The organism is Microbacterium hibisci, from assembly GCF_015278255.1.
GTDB classification, from domain to species: domain Bacteria; phylum Actinomycetota; class Actinomycetes; order Actinomycetales; family Microbacteriaceae; genus Microbacterium; species Microbacterium hibisci.
In genome coordinates, this window is record NZ_JADIJC010000002.1 from 17,514 (window position 1) to 30,908 (window position 13,395).

The following is a 13,395-nucleotide window of genomic DNA, read 5'->3' on the forward strand; positions in this document are numbered from 1 at the left end:
GGATCTCCGCGCTCCGCGGGGCGTGCAGGGGAGCGCGAGGAGGTGGATCTCTGCGCGATGCCCTGGGTCGAGTGGGCGGAAATATACCCTCTCGCGAGGTCGGCGGCGAGGGGCAGGAGGCAGCGGGTCGCGGCATCCGTCATCGCCCTAGGCTGGGGACCATGCGCTTCGGAACCTTCATTCCCCAGGGCTGGCGATTCGATCTCGTCGGCATCGAACCCGCGGACCACTGGGAGGTGATGAGCGGACTCGCGCAGCGCGCCGACGCCGGCGCGTGGGAGTCGCTGTGGGTCTACGACCACTTCCACACCACGCCGGTGCACAGCGATGAGGCGACGCACGAGGCGTGGACGCTGATGGCGGCGTTCGCGGCGACGACCAGCCGTATCCGCCTGGGCCAGATGTGCACGTGCATGGGCTACCGCAACCCGGCGTACCTGGCGAAGGTCGCCGCGACGGTCGACATCGTCTCGGGCGGACGCACCGAGATGGGCATCGGCGGCGGCTGGTACGAGCACGAGTGGAAGGCCTACGGCTACGGCTTCCCGCCGATCCCCGACCGGCTCCGGATGCTGCGCGAAGGCGTCGACATCATGCAGCAGGCCTGGACGACCGGGCGCGCGACCCTCGACGGCACGCACTATCAGGTCGACGGCGCCATCGTGCAGCCTCTCCCGCTGCAGGACGGCGGCATCCCGATCTGGGTCGCCGGCGGCGGCGAGAAGGTGACGCTGAAAATCGCGGCGAAGTACGCCTCGTACACGAACTTCACGGGCTCCATCGAGGATTTCGACCACAAGAGCGACGTCCTGCGCGGCCACTGCGAGAACCTCGGTCGCGACTTCGCCGAGATCACGCGGTCGTCGAACTTCAACACCATCCTGGGCGCCACCGAGGCGGAGGCGCACGAGCGCCTGCGCGCGGTGATGGAGCGGCTCCGCCCGCACGTCGGCGACGAGCGCGCTGCCCGCATCGAGCACGAGTACCTCGCGTCGCCCGCCTTCGGGACGCCCGAGCAGGTGGCCGAGCGGCTGACCGAGCGTGCGGAGCACGGCCTCGGCTATGCGATCCACTACTTCCCCGAGGCGGCGTACGACCTCTCCGGGGTGGAGCTGTTCGAACGCGAGGTCATTCCCGCCCTCAGCTGAGGCAGGGCTGCTGCCGCAGCGTCGGTCGCCCGAGTCGCTCAGACCAGGGCGCGGACGCTGCGGTAGCCGTCGGCGATGACGTCGGGAACGGATGCCTCGCCCCCGAACACGCGGGTCGCGCCGGGCGCTCCCGACCAGGCGGGCCACCCCGGGTCGTCGCCGCGGGTGAAGGCCACGGCCGCGCCGTGGAGCGCCGCGGCGAGCCGCCGCGGCGGTGCGTCGCCCGCGATCACGGCGACATGCGGGTCGTCGAGGCAGTCGAACCAGAACGGCACGTCGAGGCAGTGCAGCGCCCAGCGCCGCGTCGGGGAGGGCCACGAGAAGCGGTAGACCCACGTCGGCGCGGCGGCGCGGGCCTCGGCCACCTTGACCACCGTCGCGCGGAAGACCGCGTCGGTGACGTAGCGGCCGAGGACGGCCGCCGTGCCCTTGCGGCGCTGGGCGCCGTTGTCGGAGAGATACGCGCGGCGCCGCTCGCGCCCGACGCCGAGCTTGGCGAGCGCGAGGCTCGCGGGGACGACGCGGAGGCGGCGCGCCGCCGAGTCCAGCACCATCGTGAACTCGTCATCGGTGGTGCCGAGAACGAGGGGCTTGTCGGCACCGACGCCGGCGCGCAGCGCCGCGAGCGTCGGCTCGCGAACGAGGTCGCCGTCGACCATCGGCCCCCACGACAGGCCGTCGGTCAGCATGGCCCGCGCGCCGGCCAGCCGGTCGTCGGACTCCGGCCGGGACGCCGTCTCCTGCAGCGACTGCAGCGTCTCTTCGGGAACCGACGCGAAGCCGTCGCGCGTGGGCTCAACCGCGGCCAGATGGGCGAGGCGTGCGGAGGCCGCCCGGGCCCGCTCGGGCGAGACGTCGGCCAGGGCCGCGGACAGCGCCCACACCGCGCGGAACAGGTGCTGCGCCGCCGGCAGGGCCAGCAGCCGCAGCACGGCGCCGCCGCCGGCGGACTGCCCGGCGATCGTGACGCGAGCCCGGTCGCCGCCGAAGTGCGCGATGTTCGCCTGCACCCACTCGAGCGCGGCGAGCCAGTCGCGCACGCCGCGGTTCGCGGGGGCGCCCTCGATGTGCCCGAACCCGTCGAAGCCCAGCCGATACGAGATGGTCACGGTCACGACGCCGTCGCGGTTGAATGCCCGGCCGTCGTACCAAGGGCTCGCGGGCGATCCCGCAACATAGCCCCCGCCGTGGATCCAGACGAGCACGGGCAGCGACGCCGTGCGCCCGGGAGAGGGCGTGAAGACGTTGACGTTCAGCGTCGCGTCGCCCGGGACCGACGGCTCGGGGATCAGCGTGATGCCGGGGTCGCCCCGCTGGGCCGTCGGGGCGAACTCGAGCGCGTCGCGCACCCCGTCCCACGGGTCGACCGGCACCGGCGCGGCGAACCGCAGGGGACCGATGGGCGGCTTCGCGAAGGGGATGCCGAGGAAGGCGGCCGACCCGCCCGCTCCGGGGTCGCCGCGCCAGAGCCCGCGCACCTGCCCGGCCCCGGTGTCGGCTACCGCGTATCGGGTGCTCGTCGACGTGTCGGTCACTGTTCCTCCGGCTCGGTCAGGGTGAGCAGCTCCTCCACGGTCCCGGCGATGTCGGCCTCGGACTCGAGCATCTGCGGGCACGCGCCCGCCGTCGCTGTCATAGGGAGAGTAGACCGAACAGCCCCGTCTTCCGAGACGGACGCGGCGCGGATGCCCCGGCGACGCGCGCGGGCGCGGCGCCGGGGCATCCGTCGCCTTCGTCAGCTGTGGAGGAAGGAGAGCAGCGCCTCGTTGACCTCGGCCCCGTGCGTCCACAGCAGTCCGTGCGGCGCGCCCTCGAGCTCGATGTACGTGGCGTCGGGCAGCAGGTCCTTGAACCGGCGGGCCGTGACGTCGATCGGGAGGATGTTGTCGGCCGTGCCGTGGAGGATGAGCGCCGGCACGTCGACCGCGCCGATGTCGGCGCGGAAGTCGGTCGGCCAGGTGAGCGGCGCCGCCGCGATGGCGGTGTTGCCGGCCTGGTTCGCGACCTGCACGCTGGCGTCGAGCGCCTGCTGCGAGATCCGCGAGCCGAGCGTGTCGTCGAGGTTGTAGAAGTCCTTGAAGAATCCGGCGATGAAGGCGTACCGGTCCTCGCGCACCGACTGGGCGATGCCGTCGAAGAACTCCTGCGGGCCGGCGCCGTCGGGGTTGTCGTCGGTCTTGAGGAGGTACGGCTCGAGCGAGCCGAGGAACGCCGCCTTCGCGACGCGGCCGCTGCCGTAGCGCGAGAGGTAGCGCGCGATCTCGCCGGTGCCCATCGAGAACCCGACGAGGACGACGTCGCGCAGGTCGAGGTCTTCGACGAGCGCGTGCAGGTCGGCGGCGAACGTGTCGTAGTCGTAGCCCGAGCCGGCCTTCGTCGAGGCGCCGAACCCGCGGCGGTCGTACGCGATCACGCGGTAGCCGGCGTCGAGCAGGGCGGCCTGCTGCTTGCCCCACGACTCGCCGTTCAGGGGGAACCCGTGGATCAGCACGACGGGCTGGGCATCGGCCGGCCCCTGGTCGGTGTAGTAGAGGTCGACGTCGACCGAGTTCTCGGTTCCGACGGTGATGTACGCCACGATCGCTCCTTCCGGGCCGGGAGACGGATGCCGCGGCCCTGCGTTCGACGCTAGGCCGCCGCATCCGTCATCGCCAGTCTCTTGCGCCGCGCGTCACGAGCGTTCACGCCGCGTTCAGCGGCCGAGCGTGTACGCCGCGTTCGAGACGTTTCGTCTCGCTGGTTCCTCGCTCGCTCAACGACCGGCGGTCACGGTCGTGAGTGGAGGGCGCTTCGTTCAGCGGGCTAGCGTGAACGCCGCGTTCGAGGCGTTTCGTCCTCGCTCGCTCAACGACCGGGAGCACGGTCCTGCCTCGCGCGACGACAGAAGCTCCCGGTCGTTGAGCGGAGGGCGCCCCAGCGCCCGGAGACGAAACGCCCCGGACCTCGAGCAACCCCGGCGCGGGGCCGTCAGTCGCGGGCGGCGCCGGCAGACGGCGCGACCGTGAAGATCGTGGGGGCGGCGAACCCGGATGCCGCGAACGCGGCGGTTGCGGCATCCGTCACCGCCTGCACCTTGTCGTGGGCGACGAGCGCGATCGCGGCGCCGCCGAAGCCGCCGCCGGTCATGCGCGCGCCGACCGCTCCGGCCGAGAGCGCGGCCTCGACGGCCGTGTCGAGCTCGGGGACCGAGATCTCGAAGTCGTCGCGCATGGAGGCATGCGAGGCGACGAGCAGGTCGCCGATCGCGGTCGGGCCCTGCTCGCGCAGCGTCTGCACGGTGTCGAGCACGCGCTGGTTCTCGGTGACGACGTGGCGCACGCGGCGGAAGGTCACCTCGTCGACCAGCTCGGCCAGGCGCGGCAGGTCGTCGAGGCTGACGTCGCGCAGCGCGGGCACTCCGAGGGCCGCGGCACCCCGCTCGCAGGCCGCGCGGCGCTCGCCGTAGCCTCCGGTGGCGTGCGAGTGCTTCACGCCCGTGTCGATCACGACGAGCTCGAGGCCCGCGGCGGCGAACCCGAGGTTGATGACGTTCGCGTCGAGGGTGCGGCAGTCGAGGAAGATCGCGGAGTCGGCCCGCCCGAGGAGGGACGCCATCTGGTCCATGATGCCGGTGGGCGCACCGACGGCCTCGTTCTCGGCGCGGCGCCCGATCTGCGCGAGTGCGACCCGGTCGAGGTCGAGCCCCCACGTCTCGGCGAGGGCGACGGCGGTCGCGCCTTCGATCGCGGCCGACGAGGAGAGTCCCGCCCCGACGGGCACGTCCGACGCGAACGCGAGGTCGACGCCGGTGACGGATTCGGGGTGGGTGGCGGACGCCTCGAGCAGCGCCCACGCGACGCCCAGAGGGTAGCGGGCCCACTCCGGGATCTCGTCGCGGCGCTCGGGGAAGAGCGCGTGAAGCTCGGCGAGCGAGGCCTCGACGGTGCGCTCGTCGAACGTCGAAACGACCCGGACACGGCCGTCCTCGCGCGGCGCCAGCGCGACGTGCGTGCGGTGCTGGATGGCGAACGGCAGAACGAAGCCGTCGTTGTAGTCGGTGTGCTCGCCGATGAGGTTCACGCGGCCCGGGGACGACCAGGTGCCGACGGGCTCGGCGCCGAAGCTCGCGGTGAAGAGGGCGCGCGCAGCGTCGGAGGTGCGGGTGTCGGTAGTGGTCACGGGGTCTCCTCGGGGATGGATGCGACGGCCTCGCGCAGCTTCGCGGCGGCCGCCTCGGGCGGGATGTCGCCGATCCAGGCGCCCATGGCGGCCTCGGATCCGGCGAGGAACTTGAGCTTGTCGGCCGCGCGGCGGGGCGACGTGAGCTGCAGGTGCAGACGCGCGGAGTCGCGACCGCGGTGCACCGGCGCCTGGTGCCACGCCGCGATGTACGGCGTCGGCGAGTCGTACAGGGCGTCGACGCCGCGGAGCAGCCGCAGGTAGAGCGGGGCGAGCTCGTCGCGCTCGGCCTCGGTGGTCTCGGCGAAGTCGGCGACATGACGATGCGGCAGCAGGTGGATCTCGATCGGCCAGCGCGCGGCGAACGGCACGAACGCTGTCCAGTGCTCGCCCTCGAGGATCACGCGCTCGCCGGCACGCTCGAAGTCGAGGATGCGGTCGAACAGGTCGGATCCCTCACGCTCGATCGACGCGAGCAGGCTCGTGGTGCGCGGCGTGATGTACGGGTAGGCGTAGATCTGCCCGTGCGGGTGGGGGAGCGTCACGCCGATGGCCTCGCCGCGATTCTCGAACGGGAACACCTGCTCGACGCCGGGAAGCGCCGACAGCGCGGCCGTCCGATCGGCCCACGCCTCGATGACGGTACGAGCACGGGTCGGCGTGAGCGACCCGAACGAGCCGGAGTGCTCGGGGCTGAAGCACACGACCTCGCAGCGGCCGACGCTCGTGCGGGTGCGACCGAGGCCGGGCGCGACGAGGTCGTCGAGGTCGCGCGGGGCGTCGGCGCCCGCCGGGGCGTCGCCGTGGGCGGCGGTGAGCGCGGGACCGAACGACGGCGACTTGTTCTCGAACACGGCGACGTCGTAGAGCGAGGGGATCTCGGACGGGTTGGTCGGCGTCTGCGGGGCCAGCGGGTCGAGGTGGGCCGGCGGCAGGAACGCGCGGTTCTGCCGCGCGGCTGCGATCGAGACCCAGTCGCCGGTCAGCACGTCGCGCCGCATCGTGGCGGTCTCGGGGCGCGCGGCGAGCGCCCGGGCGTCGACGGCGCGGTCCGGGCCGAGGGCCGTGCCGGGGTCGTCGTAGTAGATGAGCTCGCGACCGTCGGCGAGGAGCGTCGCGCGCTTCACCACGCCGGCGCCGAGGGTCTGGGCGGGGATGTCGCGGGCGGGCGCCGTCGCGCCGTCCTGAGGCATGTTCACGTCAACACGGTATCAAGTCCGCTATGTTAGCGTCAACATGGATGCCCGGCCGGATTGTCGGCGTCCGTCGAAAGGTGGGGCGATGTCGGCGAGGCGGGTGTCGATGGCCGATGTCGCCGCGCGCGCCGGCGTCTCGGGTCAGACCGTGTCGCGAGTCGTCAACGCCAGTCCGCGCGTGGACCCCGCAACCCGCTCGCGCGTCGAGGCCGCCATGGCCGCACTCGGCTACCGCCCGCACCGCGCCGCCCGCGCGCTGCGGACCGGCCGCACCCAGACCATCGGGCTCGTGGTGTCGACGCTCGCGTCGGTGGGCAACTCCCGCATGCTGCAGGCGGTGACGGATGCCGCGGCCGCACGCGGCTACGCGCTCACGGTCGTGACGCTCGGGGCTGACGGCGAGGTCGCCGCCGCGTTCGAGCGGCTCGCCGAGCAGGGGGTCGACGGCGCGATCGTGCTGAACGAGGCGACCGAGCGCGTGCGCGAAGCGGACCTGCCCGCCGCGGGGCTGCGCCTGGTCGTCGTCGACTCCCCGCGCGATGCCCGATTCGGTGTCGTCGAGACCGAGCATGCCGCCGGAGCACGCCTCGCGGTCGAGCACCTGCTCGCGCTCGGACACGCCTCGGTGCATCACCTCGCCGGTCCCGAGGGCTCGTTCGCCGCGGCCGAGCGCGAGCGCGGCTGGCGTGAGGCGCTCGCCGGGGCGGGCGCGCCCGTTCCCGCTGCGGTGCGCGGGGATTGGACGTCGGCGTCGGGCTTCGCCGCGGCATCCGCTCTCGTCGAAGCCGGCGCGACCGCCGTCTTCGCCGCGAACGATCAGATGGCGCTCGGGGTGCTCCGGGCGGTCGCCGAAACAGGTCGGTCGGTGCCCGGCGATGTGAGCGTGGTCGGGTTCGACGACGTCGCGGATGCCGCCGACTACCGTCCGCCGCTCACCACGGTGCACCAGGACTTCGACGCCCTCGGATCCCGCGCCATCGCCGCGCTCGTCGACGGCATCGAGGCCGACGCGCCCGCCGCGTTCGAGACCGTGCCGACACGCCTCGTCGTGCGCGAGAGCACCGGCCCGCGGCGACGCTGACCCCCCCGGTCCGGACGCTCAGGCTTCTCGGCTGCGGGCGCTGGACCGTGGGAATCGGCCACCCCACCGGCCGCTGATCGAGCGAGGAACGAGCGAGACGAAACGCCCCCACCCGGCGCAGACCGGTGGGTTGAGGGCGTTTCGTCTGCGGGCGCTGGGGCGGCGAACCAGGTCACCCCACCGGCCGTTGAGCGAGCGAGGAACGAGCGAGACGAAACGCCCCGCACCCGGCGCAGATCGCAGGTTCGAGGCGTTTCGTCTGCGGGCACTGGGGCGCCCTCCGCTCAACGACCGGGAACCGGGTCATTCCACCGGCCGTTGAGCGAGCGAGGAACGAGCGAGACGAAACGCCCCGGACCCGGCGCAGATCACCAGGTTCGAGGCGTTTCGTCTGCGGGCGCTGGGGCGCCCTCCGCTCAACGACCGGGAACCGGGTCATGCCACCGGTCGTCGAGCGAGCGAGACGAAACGCCCGCACCCGGCGCAGACCGCCGGGTGCGAGGCGTTTCGCCGAGGGCGTCGGACCGGGAAATCCGGCCATCCCACCGGCCGTTGAGCGAGCGAGGAACGAGCGAGACGAAACGCCCCGCACCCGGCGCAGGCCGGCGGGTTCGAGGCGTTTCGTCTGCGGGCACTGGGGCGCCCTCCGCTCAACGACCGGGAACCAGGTCATTCCACCGGCCGTTGAGCGAGCGAGGAACGAGCGAGACGAAACGCCCCGCACCCGGCGCAGATCGCAGGTTCGAGGCGTTTCGTCTGCGGGCGCTCGGGCGCCCGCCGCTCAACGAGCGGGGGTCGCGGCCTGGCGGGCCTCCCAGCCGGAGCGGACCATCTCGTCCACGGTGTAGCGGTTCTTCCAGTCGAGGTCGCGGGCGGCGAGCTCGCCGGTCGCGACGATGCGGTCGGGATCGCCGGCGCGGCGCGGCGCGATCTCGGGCGTGAAGTCGATGCCCGTGACGCGGGCCATCGCGTCCATGATCTCGCGCACGCTCAGGCCGTTCTGCGAGCCCAGGTTGTAGGCGGGCTCGATCGGCTCGCCCGCGAGCAGACGCTGGGCGGCGGCGACGTGAGCCGCGGCGATGTCGGCGACGTGCACGTAGTCGCGGACGTTCGTGCCGTCAGGGGTGTCGTAGTCGTCGCCGTTGATCCGCGGTGTCTTGCCTGCCAGGAGTGCCTCGAACACGAGGGGGAACAGGTTGTGCGGGCTGCTGTCGTAGACCGACGGGTCCCCCGAACCGACGACGTTGAAGTAGCGCAGCGCCGTGTGGCGGAGCGGACGCTCCGACTCGGCGGTCGCGACGGCCTGATCGCGGATCAGCCATTCGCCGATGAGCTTGGACTCGCCGTAGGGCGAGGCCGGGCGCTTCGGCAGATCCTCGGTCACCAGCGGCACGTCGGGCGTGCCGTAGACGGCGGCCGACGACGAGAACACCAGGTTCGCGACGCCCGCGGCGTCCATCGCGGCGAGGAGGGCGCGCGTGCCCTCGACGTTCTGCGCGTAGGTGTGCAGCGGGCGCTGCACCGAGACGCCGGCGTACTTGAAGCCGGCGAGGTGGATGACGCCGACCACCTCGTGCTCGCGGAGGGTCCGCTCGACGAGGTCGGCGTCGAGGATCGAACCCTGGACGAACGGCACGCCCTCGGGGACGAAGCTCGCGTGCCCGCTCGAGAGGTCGTCGATCACGACGGGCGCCAGGCCCGCCTCGGCGAGTGCGCGGACGATGTGGGCGCCGATGTAGCCGGCGCCTCCGGTCACGAGCCAGGACATGTCACTCCGTCGGTCGGGGGCGAGGGGGTGGTCGCCGAGCGGCGCCGCGATCCATTCTGCCTCGTCGCGGGGATCCGCCCCGCCCCGACGTCGCCTCAGCCGCGTGCACAGAATCGGAGGTTCTGGCGGACACGCCGCGCGGCGGCATCCGTTATCGGCGTGTCGTGCAAAACCTCCGACGTTGTGCACGCCGCTGCGCGGACCCGACTGTCAGACGCGCGCTGCCCAGCGCGCCGCGCGCTGCAGCAGAGCCACGTGCGCGGGTGTGTCGTAGGCGCGCTCGTCGTGGCCGAGCGACGAGACGACTGCGCGTGTCGGCTCCTCGGTGATCCACACGGCGGGGTGCTCGTCGCCCTCGACATCGTGCACGGCGAGCACCCGCACGGCGTCATCGACCACGAGGTCGCTGTAGCGCTCGTCGAAGACGTCGAGATGCGGCATCCGCTCGCTCACAGGGTGCTCCGCGTCGACGACCCGCACCCGCGCGTCGCCGATGGGCGGGTGCCACGAGACGCCCGGCGCCCACTCGCCGCCGATCGCCTCGCGCCACGCGGGGTAGTCGCGCAGGCTCGACAGGGCCGCGTGCACGGCGACGAGCCCGATGCCCCGGTCGATGGCCGCGCGCAGCCCGGCGTCGGCGGACGGGTCGGCGCGATGCTCGAGCTCGACACCGCCCTCGCGCCAGGGGTCGCCGGCGTTGACGACCAGCAGGTGGACGCCGTCGAGGCCGGCGAGGGCGTGGTCCACGGCGTCATCGACCGTGACGTCCCACCCGTCGGCCCGGAGTGCGGCGGCGATGCGCGCCGATGTCGCGGGATACGGATGCCACGGGTCGGCGTACCGGCCCGTGCCCGTGGCGATGACGGCGCGAGGCCGCAGGGGTGCGTTCTCGGCGGCGGGCTCGGTTTCCGGTCGGTCCATGGATACCATGATGTGCAGGATAACGCTTTCCCGCACGAATGTCGCCGGAACGGGCATCGGAGCGCAGGCGCTGACGTCCGATCGTGCACGCCCGAGGAGAATGACGCCATGGCACACACCGTCGTGATCGCCCCCGATTCGTTCAAGGGCACGATCGGCGCCGCGTCGGCCGCCGACGCACTCGCCGCGGGCTGGATCCGCGAGCGCCCCGACGATCGCGTCCGCCTCATGCCCATGGCCGACGGCGGCGAAGGCACGGTCGACGCGTTCGCCGCCGCGGTGCCGGGAGCGCGCCGCATGCCGGTCACCGTGACGGGACCGGAGGGGACGCCGGTCGCGGCATCCTGGGTCCTGCTGCCGCCGACGCCCGACGCGGCGGACGGCACCGCCGTCGTCGAGCTCGCAAGCACCAGCGGCATCGAGCTGCTCGGGACGCCGCCGCGCCTGCGGCCCTTCGACGCGCACACCCGCGGCTTCGGCGAGGCCATCGCCGCGGCCCTCGACCACGGCGTATCGCGGCTCGTGCTCGGCATCGGGTCGAGCTCGTCGACCGACGGCGGCGCCGGCATGCTCACCGCGCTGGGCGCACGATTCACGGATGCCGCCGGCCGGCCTATCGCCGACGGTGCGCGCGGGCTCGGGGCCGTGGCCGCAGCCGACCTGTCGGGGCTCGTGCCGCTGCCGCCCGGCGGCGTCACCGTGCTGAGCGACGTGACCAATCCGCTGCTCGGAGCCCGCGGGGCGGCGGCCGTCTTCGGCCCTCAGAAGGGGGCGGGCGTCGACGACGTGCCGGTGCTCGACGCCGCGCTCGCGCGGCTGGCCGCGTTGCTGGAGGCCGACACGGATGCCGCGGGCGCGGGCGCTGCGGGCGGCACGGGCTTCGGCCTGCTGGCGTGGGGCGCTCGCCTCGTGCCCGGCTCGGCCGCGGTGGCGGAGCTCGTGGGACTCGATGCCGCCGTGGCCGCGGCATCCGTCGTCCTCACCGGCGAGGGGTCGTACGACGGGCAGTCCGCCGCCGGCAAGGTTCCGGCACACGTCGGCGCGGTGGCCGCGGCCGCCGGCGTGCCCGTGGCGCTCGTCGCGGGCCGCATCGCCGCGGACGCCGACGTCTCGGGCTTCGTCGCGACGGCCTCGCTCACCGACCTCGCGGGGTCGGGCGCGGCCGCGATGGCCGAGACCGCGCGCTGGCTCGTCGAGGCCGGCGCGCAGCTCGCGCGGGAGTTCGGCACCCGCTGACGCCGGCGCGCCGCGCCCGGCGCAGGCGGGATTCGCCGAAGCAGGGCGTCTCCGCCGAAACCCAGGGCGACGTCATGGGTCTCGGCGGAACCAGCTTGACTCGGCCCGGGGCGCGCCGGCTCGAGGCGTTTCGTCTGCGGGCGCCAGAGCGCCCTCCGCTCAACGACCGGGAGCGGTGACCGGGTTCGCCGAAACAGCTTGTCTCGGCGGAACCAGCTCGTCTCGGTGAGGGGCCGCGCCGGCTCGAGGCGTTTCGTCTGCGGGCGCCAGAGCGCCCTCCGTTCAACGACCGGGAGCGGTGGCCGGGTTCGCCGAAACAGGACGTTTCCGCCGAAACCCAGGGCGACGTCCTGGGTCTCGGCGGAACCAGCTTGTCTCGGCGAAGGGGGCGATCGCGCCGGGGCGTCAGCGCCCGGTGTGGAGCACCCCGTTGCGGCGGTGCGGCAGGCGCGCGAGCGCGTCGTCGCGGAGCACCTCGGGCAGGAGTGCTTCGGGGGCGTCCTGGAAGACCACGGGCCGCAGGAAGCGGCGGATCGCGGTCGCGCCGACCGAGGTGTGCAGCGAGGTGGTCGCGGGCCAGGGTCCGCCGTGCTGCTGCGACCACGTGACGGCGACGCCGGTCGGCCACCCGGCGAAGAGCACGCGGCCGGCCTTGCGGGTCAGCACCTCGAGCACCGCGGCGACGTCGTCGGAGGCCTCGGAGTGCAGCGTCGCCGTGAGCGAGCCGGGGACCGCTTCGAGTGCGGCGTGCAGCTCCTCGGCCGACGAGTAACGGACCAGCAGCGTCACCGGTCCGAAGCACTCCTCGAGAAGGGTCTCGGGGCGCGCGGCGACGGCTGCGCCATCCGTCGACAGCACGATCGGCTGCGCCGACCCCTGCTCGGCCGGAAGACCCTGGGCGACCACGCCGACCGAGGGATCGGCCTCGAGGTGCTCGATGCCCGCCGGGAACGCCTCGGTGATGCGGTCGGTGAGGAGCGGTCCACCGGAAGCACCGGCGGCGAAGCCCGCGACGAGATCCTCGAAGCCCGCGCCCGCGGGCACGAACACGACACCGGGCTTGGTGCAGAACTGGCCGACGCCGAGCGTGAACGATCCGACGAGGCCCTGCGCGAGCGACTCGCCGCGGGCGGCGACCGCGGCATCGGTGATCACCACCGGGTTCACCGAGCCCAGTTCGCCGTAGAAGGGGATGGGGTCGGGGCGGCCCGACGCGAGGTCGAACAGGGCGCGTCCGCCGCCGAGCGATCCGGTGAAGCCGGCCGCCTGGATGACGGGATGCTGCACGAGCGCGTTGCCCGCCTCGCGGCCCTCAACGAGCGCGAGCGACCCCTCGGGGGCGCCCGCCTCGACGAGCGCGGAGGCCACGATCGCGGCGGTGCGCTCCGACAGGCGGGGGTGACCCGAGTGCGCCTTCACGATGACCGGGTTGCCGGCGGCGAGGGCCGACGCGGTGTCGCCGCCCGCGACGGAGAACGCGAACGGGAAGTTCGAGGCCGAGAAGACGGCGACCGGACCGACGCCGACGAGCATGCGACGCAGGTCAGGGCGCGGGGGCGCGGCCGACGGATCGGCGTCGTCGACCGTGAGCTCGAGATACGAGCCCTCCTCGACGACCGCGGCGAAGAGCCGCAGCTGCCCGGTGGTCCGGCCGACCTCGCCGCGCAGGCGCGTCTCGCCGAGGCGGGTCTCCTCGTCGGCGATCGTGACGAGCTCGTCGACGTGGGCGTCGAGCGCGTCGGCGGCCGCGCGCAGCCACGAGGCGCGGGTCGCGGCATCAGCTGCCCGCCAGATCGGTGCGGCGGCAGCGGCGGCCGCGGCGAGGGCGTCGAGCTCGACGCCGGTCGTGGTGGTCGTGGTGGCGGTGGTCATCGGAGATCCTTTCGT

10 protein-coding genes are annotated in these 13,395 nt (G+C 73.6%); 3 read left to right on the top strand and 7 right to left on the bottom strand.

Translation table 11 applies throughout. The features are described 5' to 3' along the window. The first annotated feature begins 161 nt into the window (after positions 1 to 161). Complete coding sequence (locus IM770_RS04300) at positions 162 to 1,148, top strand: LLM class F420-dependent oxidoreductase (protein WP_203579911.1); 987 nt, start codon at positions 162 to 164, stop codon at positions 1,146 to 1,148. Positions 1,149 to 1,186: 38 nt separating this feature from the next. On the opposite strand, the gene IM770_RS04305 is transcribed toward IM770_RS04300, so the two are convergent. The 4 genes from IM770_RS04305 to galT all read right to left on the bottom strand — a co-directional run bounded on the left by IM770_RS04305 (position 1,187) and on the right by galT (position 6,499). Then, positions 1,187 to 2,683 (bottom strand): carboxylesterase/lipase family protein, encoded by a 1,497-nt coding sequence (locus IM770_RS04305; RefSeq protein WP_203579912.1) that lies wholly within the window; start codon positions 2,681 to 2,683, stop codon positions 1,187 to 1,189. 200 nt (positions 2,684 to 2,883) lie between these two features. Next, positions 2,884 to 3,726, bottom strand: a complete 843-nt coding sequence (locus tag IM770_RS04310) for an alpha/beta fold hydrolase (protein WP_203579913.1) — start codon at positions 3,724 to 3,726, stop codon at positions 2,884 to 2,886. Positions 3,727 to 4,115: 389 nt separating this feature from the next. Further along, positions 4,116 to 5,306 carry a galactokinase gene (galK, locus tag IM770_RS04315; RefSeq protein ID WP_203579914.1) on the bottom strand — a complete coding sequence of 397 codons (1,191 nt, stop codon included), beginning with the start codon at positions 5,304 to 5,306 and terminating at the stop codon, positions 4,116 to 4,118. Next, positions 5,303 to 6,499, bottom strand: coding sequence for a galactose-1-phosphate uridylyltransferase (galT, locus tag IM770_RS04320; RefSeq protein ID WP_203580379.1), 1,197 nt, complete (start codon positions 6,497 to 6,499; stop codon positions 5,303 to 5,305). The genes galK and galT overlap by 4 nt, the downstream gene beginning before the upstream one ends. A gap of 88 nt (positions 6,500 to 6,587) precedes the next feature. On the opposite strand from galT, the gene IM770_RS04325 reads away from it, so the two are divergent. Next, positions 6,588 to 7,583: a LacI family DNA-binding transcriptional regulator gene (locus tag IM770_RS04325; protein WP_239065785.1), complete on the top strand. Its 996-nt coding sequence runs from the start codon at positions 6,588 to 6,590 to the stop codon at positions 7,581 to 7,583. A gap of 781 nt (positions 7,584 to 8,364) precedes the next feature. Here the strand turns inward: IM770_RS04325 and galE are convergent. Both galE and IM770_RS04335 read right to left on the bottom strand, forming a co-directional pair. Further along, positions 8,365 to 9,351, bottom strand: a complete 987-nt coding sequence (gene galE / locus IM770_RS04330) for a UDP-glucose 4-epimerase GalE (RefSeq protein ID WP_203579915.1) — start codon at positions 9,349 to 9,351, stop codon at positions 8,365 to 8,367. Between the two features lie 210 nt (positions 9,352 to 9,561). Next, positions 9,562 to 10,272 carry a ThuA domain-containing protein gene (locus IM770_RS04335; protein ID WP_203579916.1) on the bottom strand — a complete coding sequence of 237 codons (711 nt, stop codon included), beginning with the start codon at positions 10,270 to 10,272 and terminating at the stop codon, positions 9,562 to 9,564. Between the two features lie 108 nt (positions 10,273 to 10,380). Here IM770_RS04335 and IM770_RS04340 point away from each other — a divergent pair, with 108 nt between their 5' ends. After that, complete coding sequence (locus tag IM770_RS04340; protein WP_203579917.1) at positions 10,381 to 11,508, top strand: glycerate kinase; 1,128 nt, start codon at positions 10,381 to 10,383, stop codon at positions 11,506 to 11,508. Between the two features lie 405 nt (positions 11,509 to 11,913). Here the strand turns inward: IM770_RS04340 and IM770_RS04345 are convergent, their stop codons facing one another. Then, a complete protein-coding gene (locus tag IM770_RS04345; RefSeq protein WP_203579918.1) occupies positions 11,914 to 13,380 on the bottom strand; it encodes an aldehyde dehydrogenase (NADP(+)) in 1,467 nt (488 codons plus the stop codon). Between the last annotated feature and the right edge of the window lie 15 nt (positions 13,381 to 13,395).

Excerpts from the sequence above, each read along its gene's own strand:
- IM770_RS04300 (WP_203579911.1), top strand. The coding sequence starts at position 162 with ATGCGCTTCGGAACCTTCATTCCCCAGGGCTGGCGATTCGATCTCGTC.
- galT (WP_203580379.1), bottom strand. The coding sequence starts at position 6,499 with ATGCCTCAGGACGGCGCGACGGCGCCCGCCCGCGACATCCCCGCCCAG.
- IM770_RS04325 (WP_239065785.1), top strand. The coding sequence starts at position 6,588 with ATGTCGGCGAGGCGGGTGTCGATGGCCGATGTCGCCGCGCGCGCCGGC.
- galE (WP_203579915.1), bottom strand. The coding sequence starts at position 9,351 with ATGTCCTGGCTCGTGACCGGAGGCGCCGGCTACATCGGCGCCCACATC.
- IM770_RS04335 (WP_203579916.1), bottom strand. The coding sequence starts at position 10,272 with ATGGACCGACCGGAAACCGAGCCCGCCGCCGAGAACGCACCCCTGCGG.
- IM770_RS04340 (WP_203579917.1), top strand. The coding sequence starts at position 10,381 with ATGGCACACACCGTCGTGATCGCCCCCGATTCGTTCAAGGGCACGATC.
- IM770_RS04345 (WP_203579918.1), bottom strand. The coding sequence starts at position 13,380 with ATGACCACCGCCACCACGACCACCACGACCGGCGTCGAGCTCGACGCC.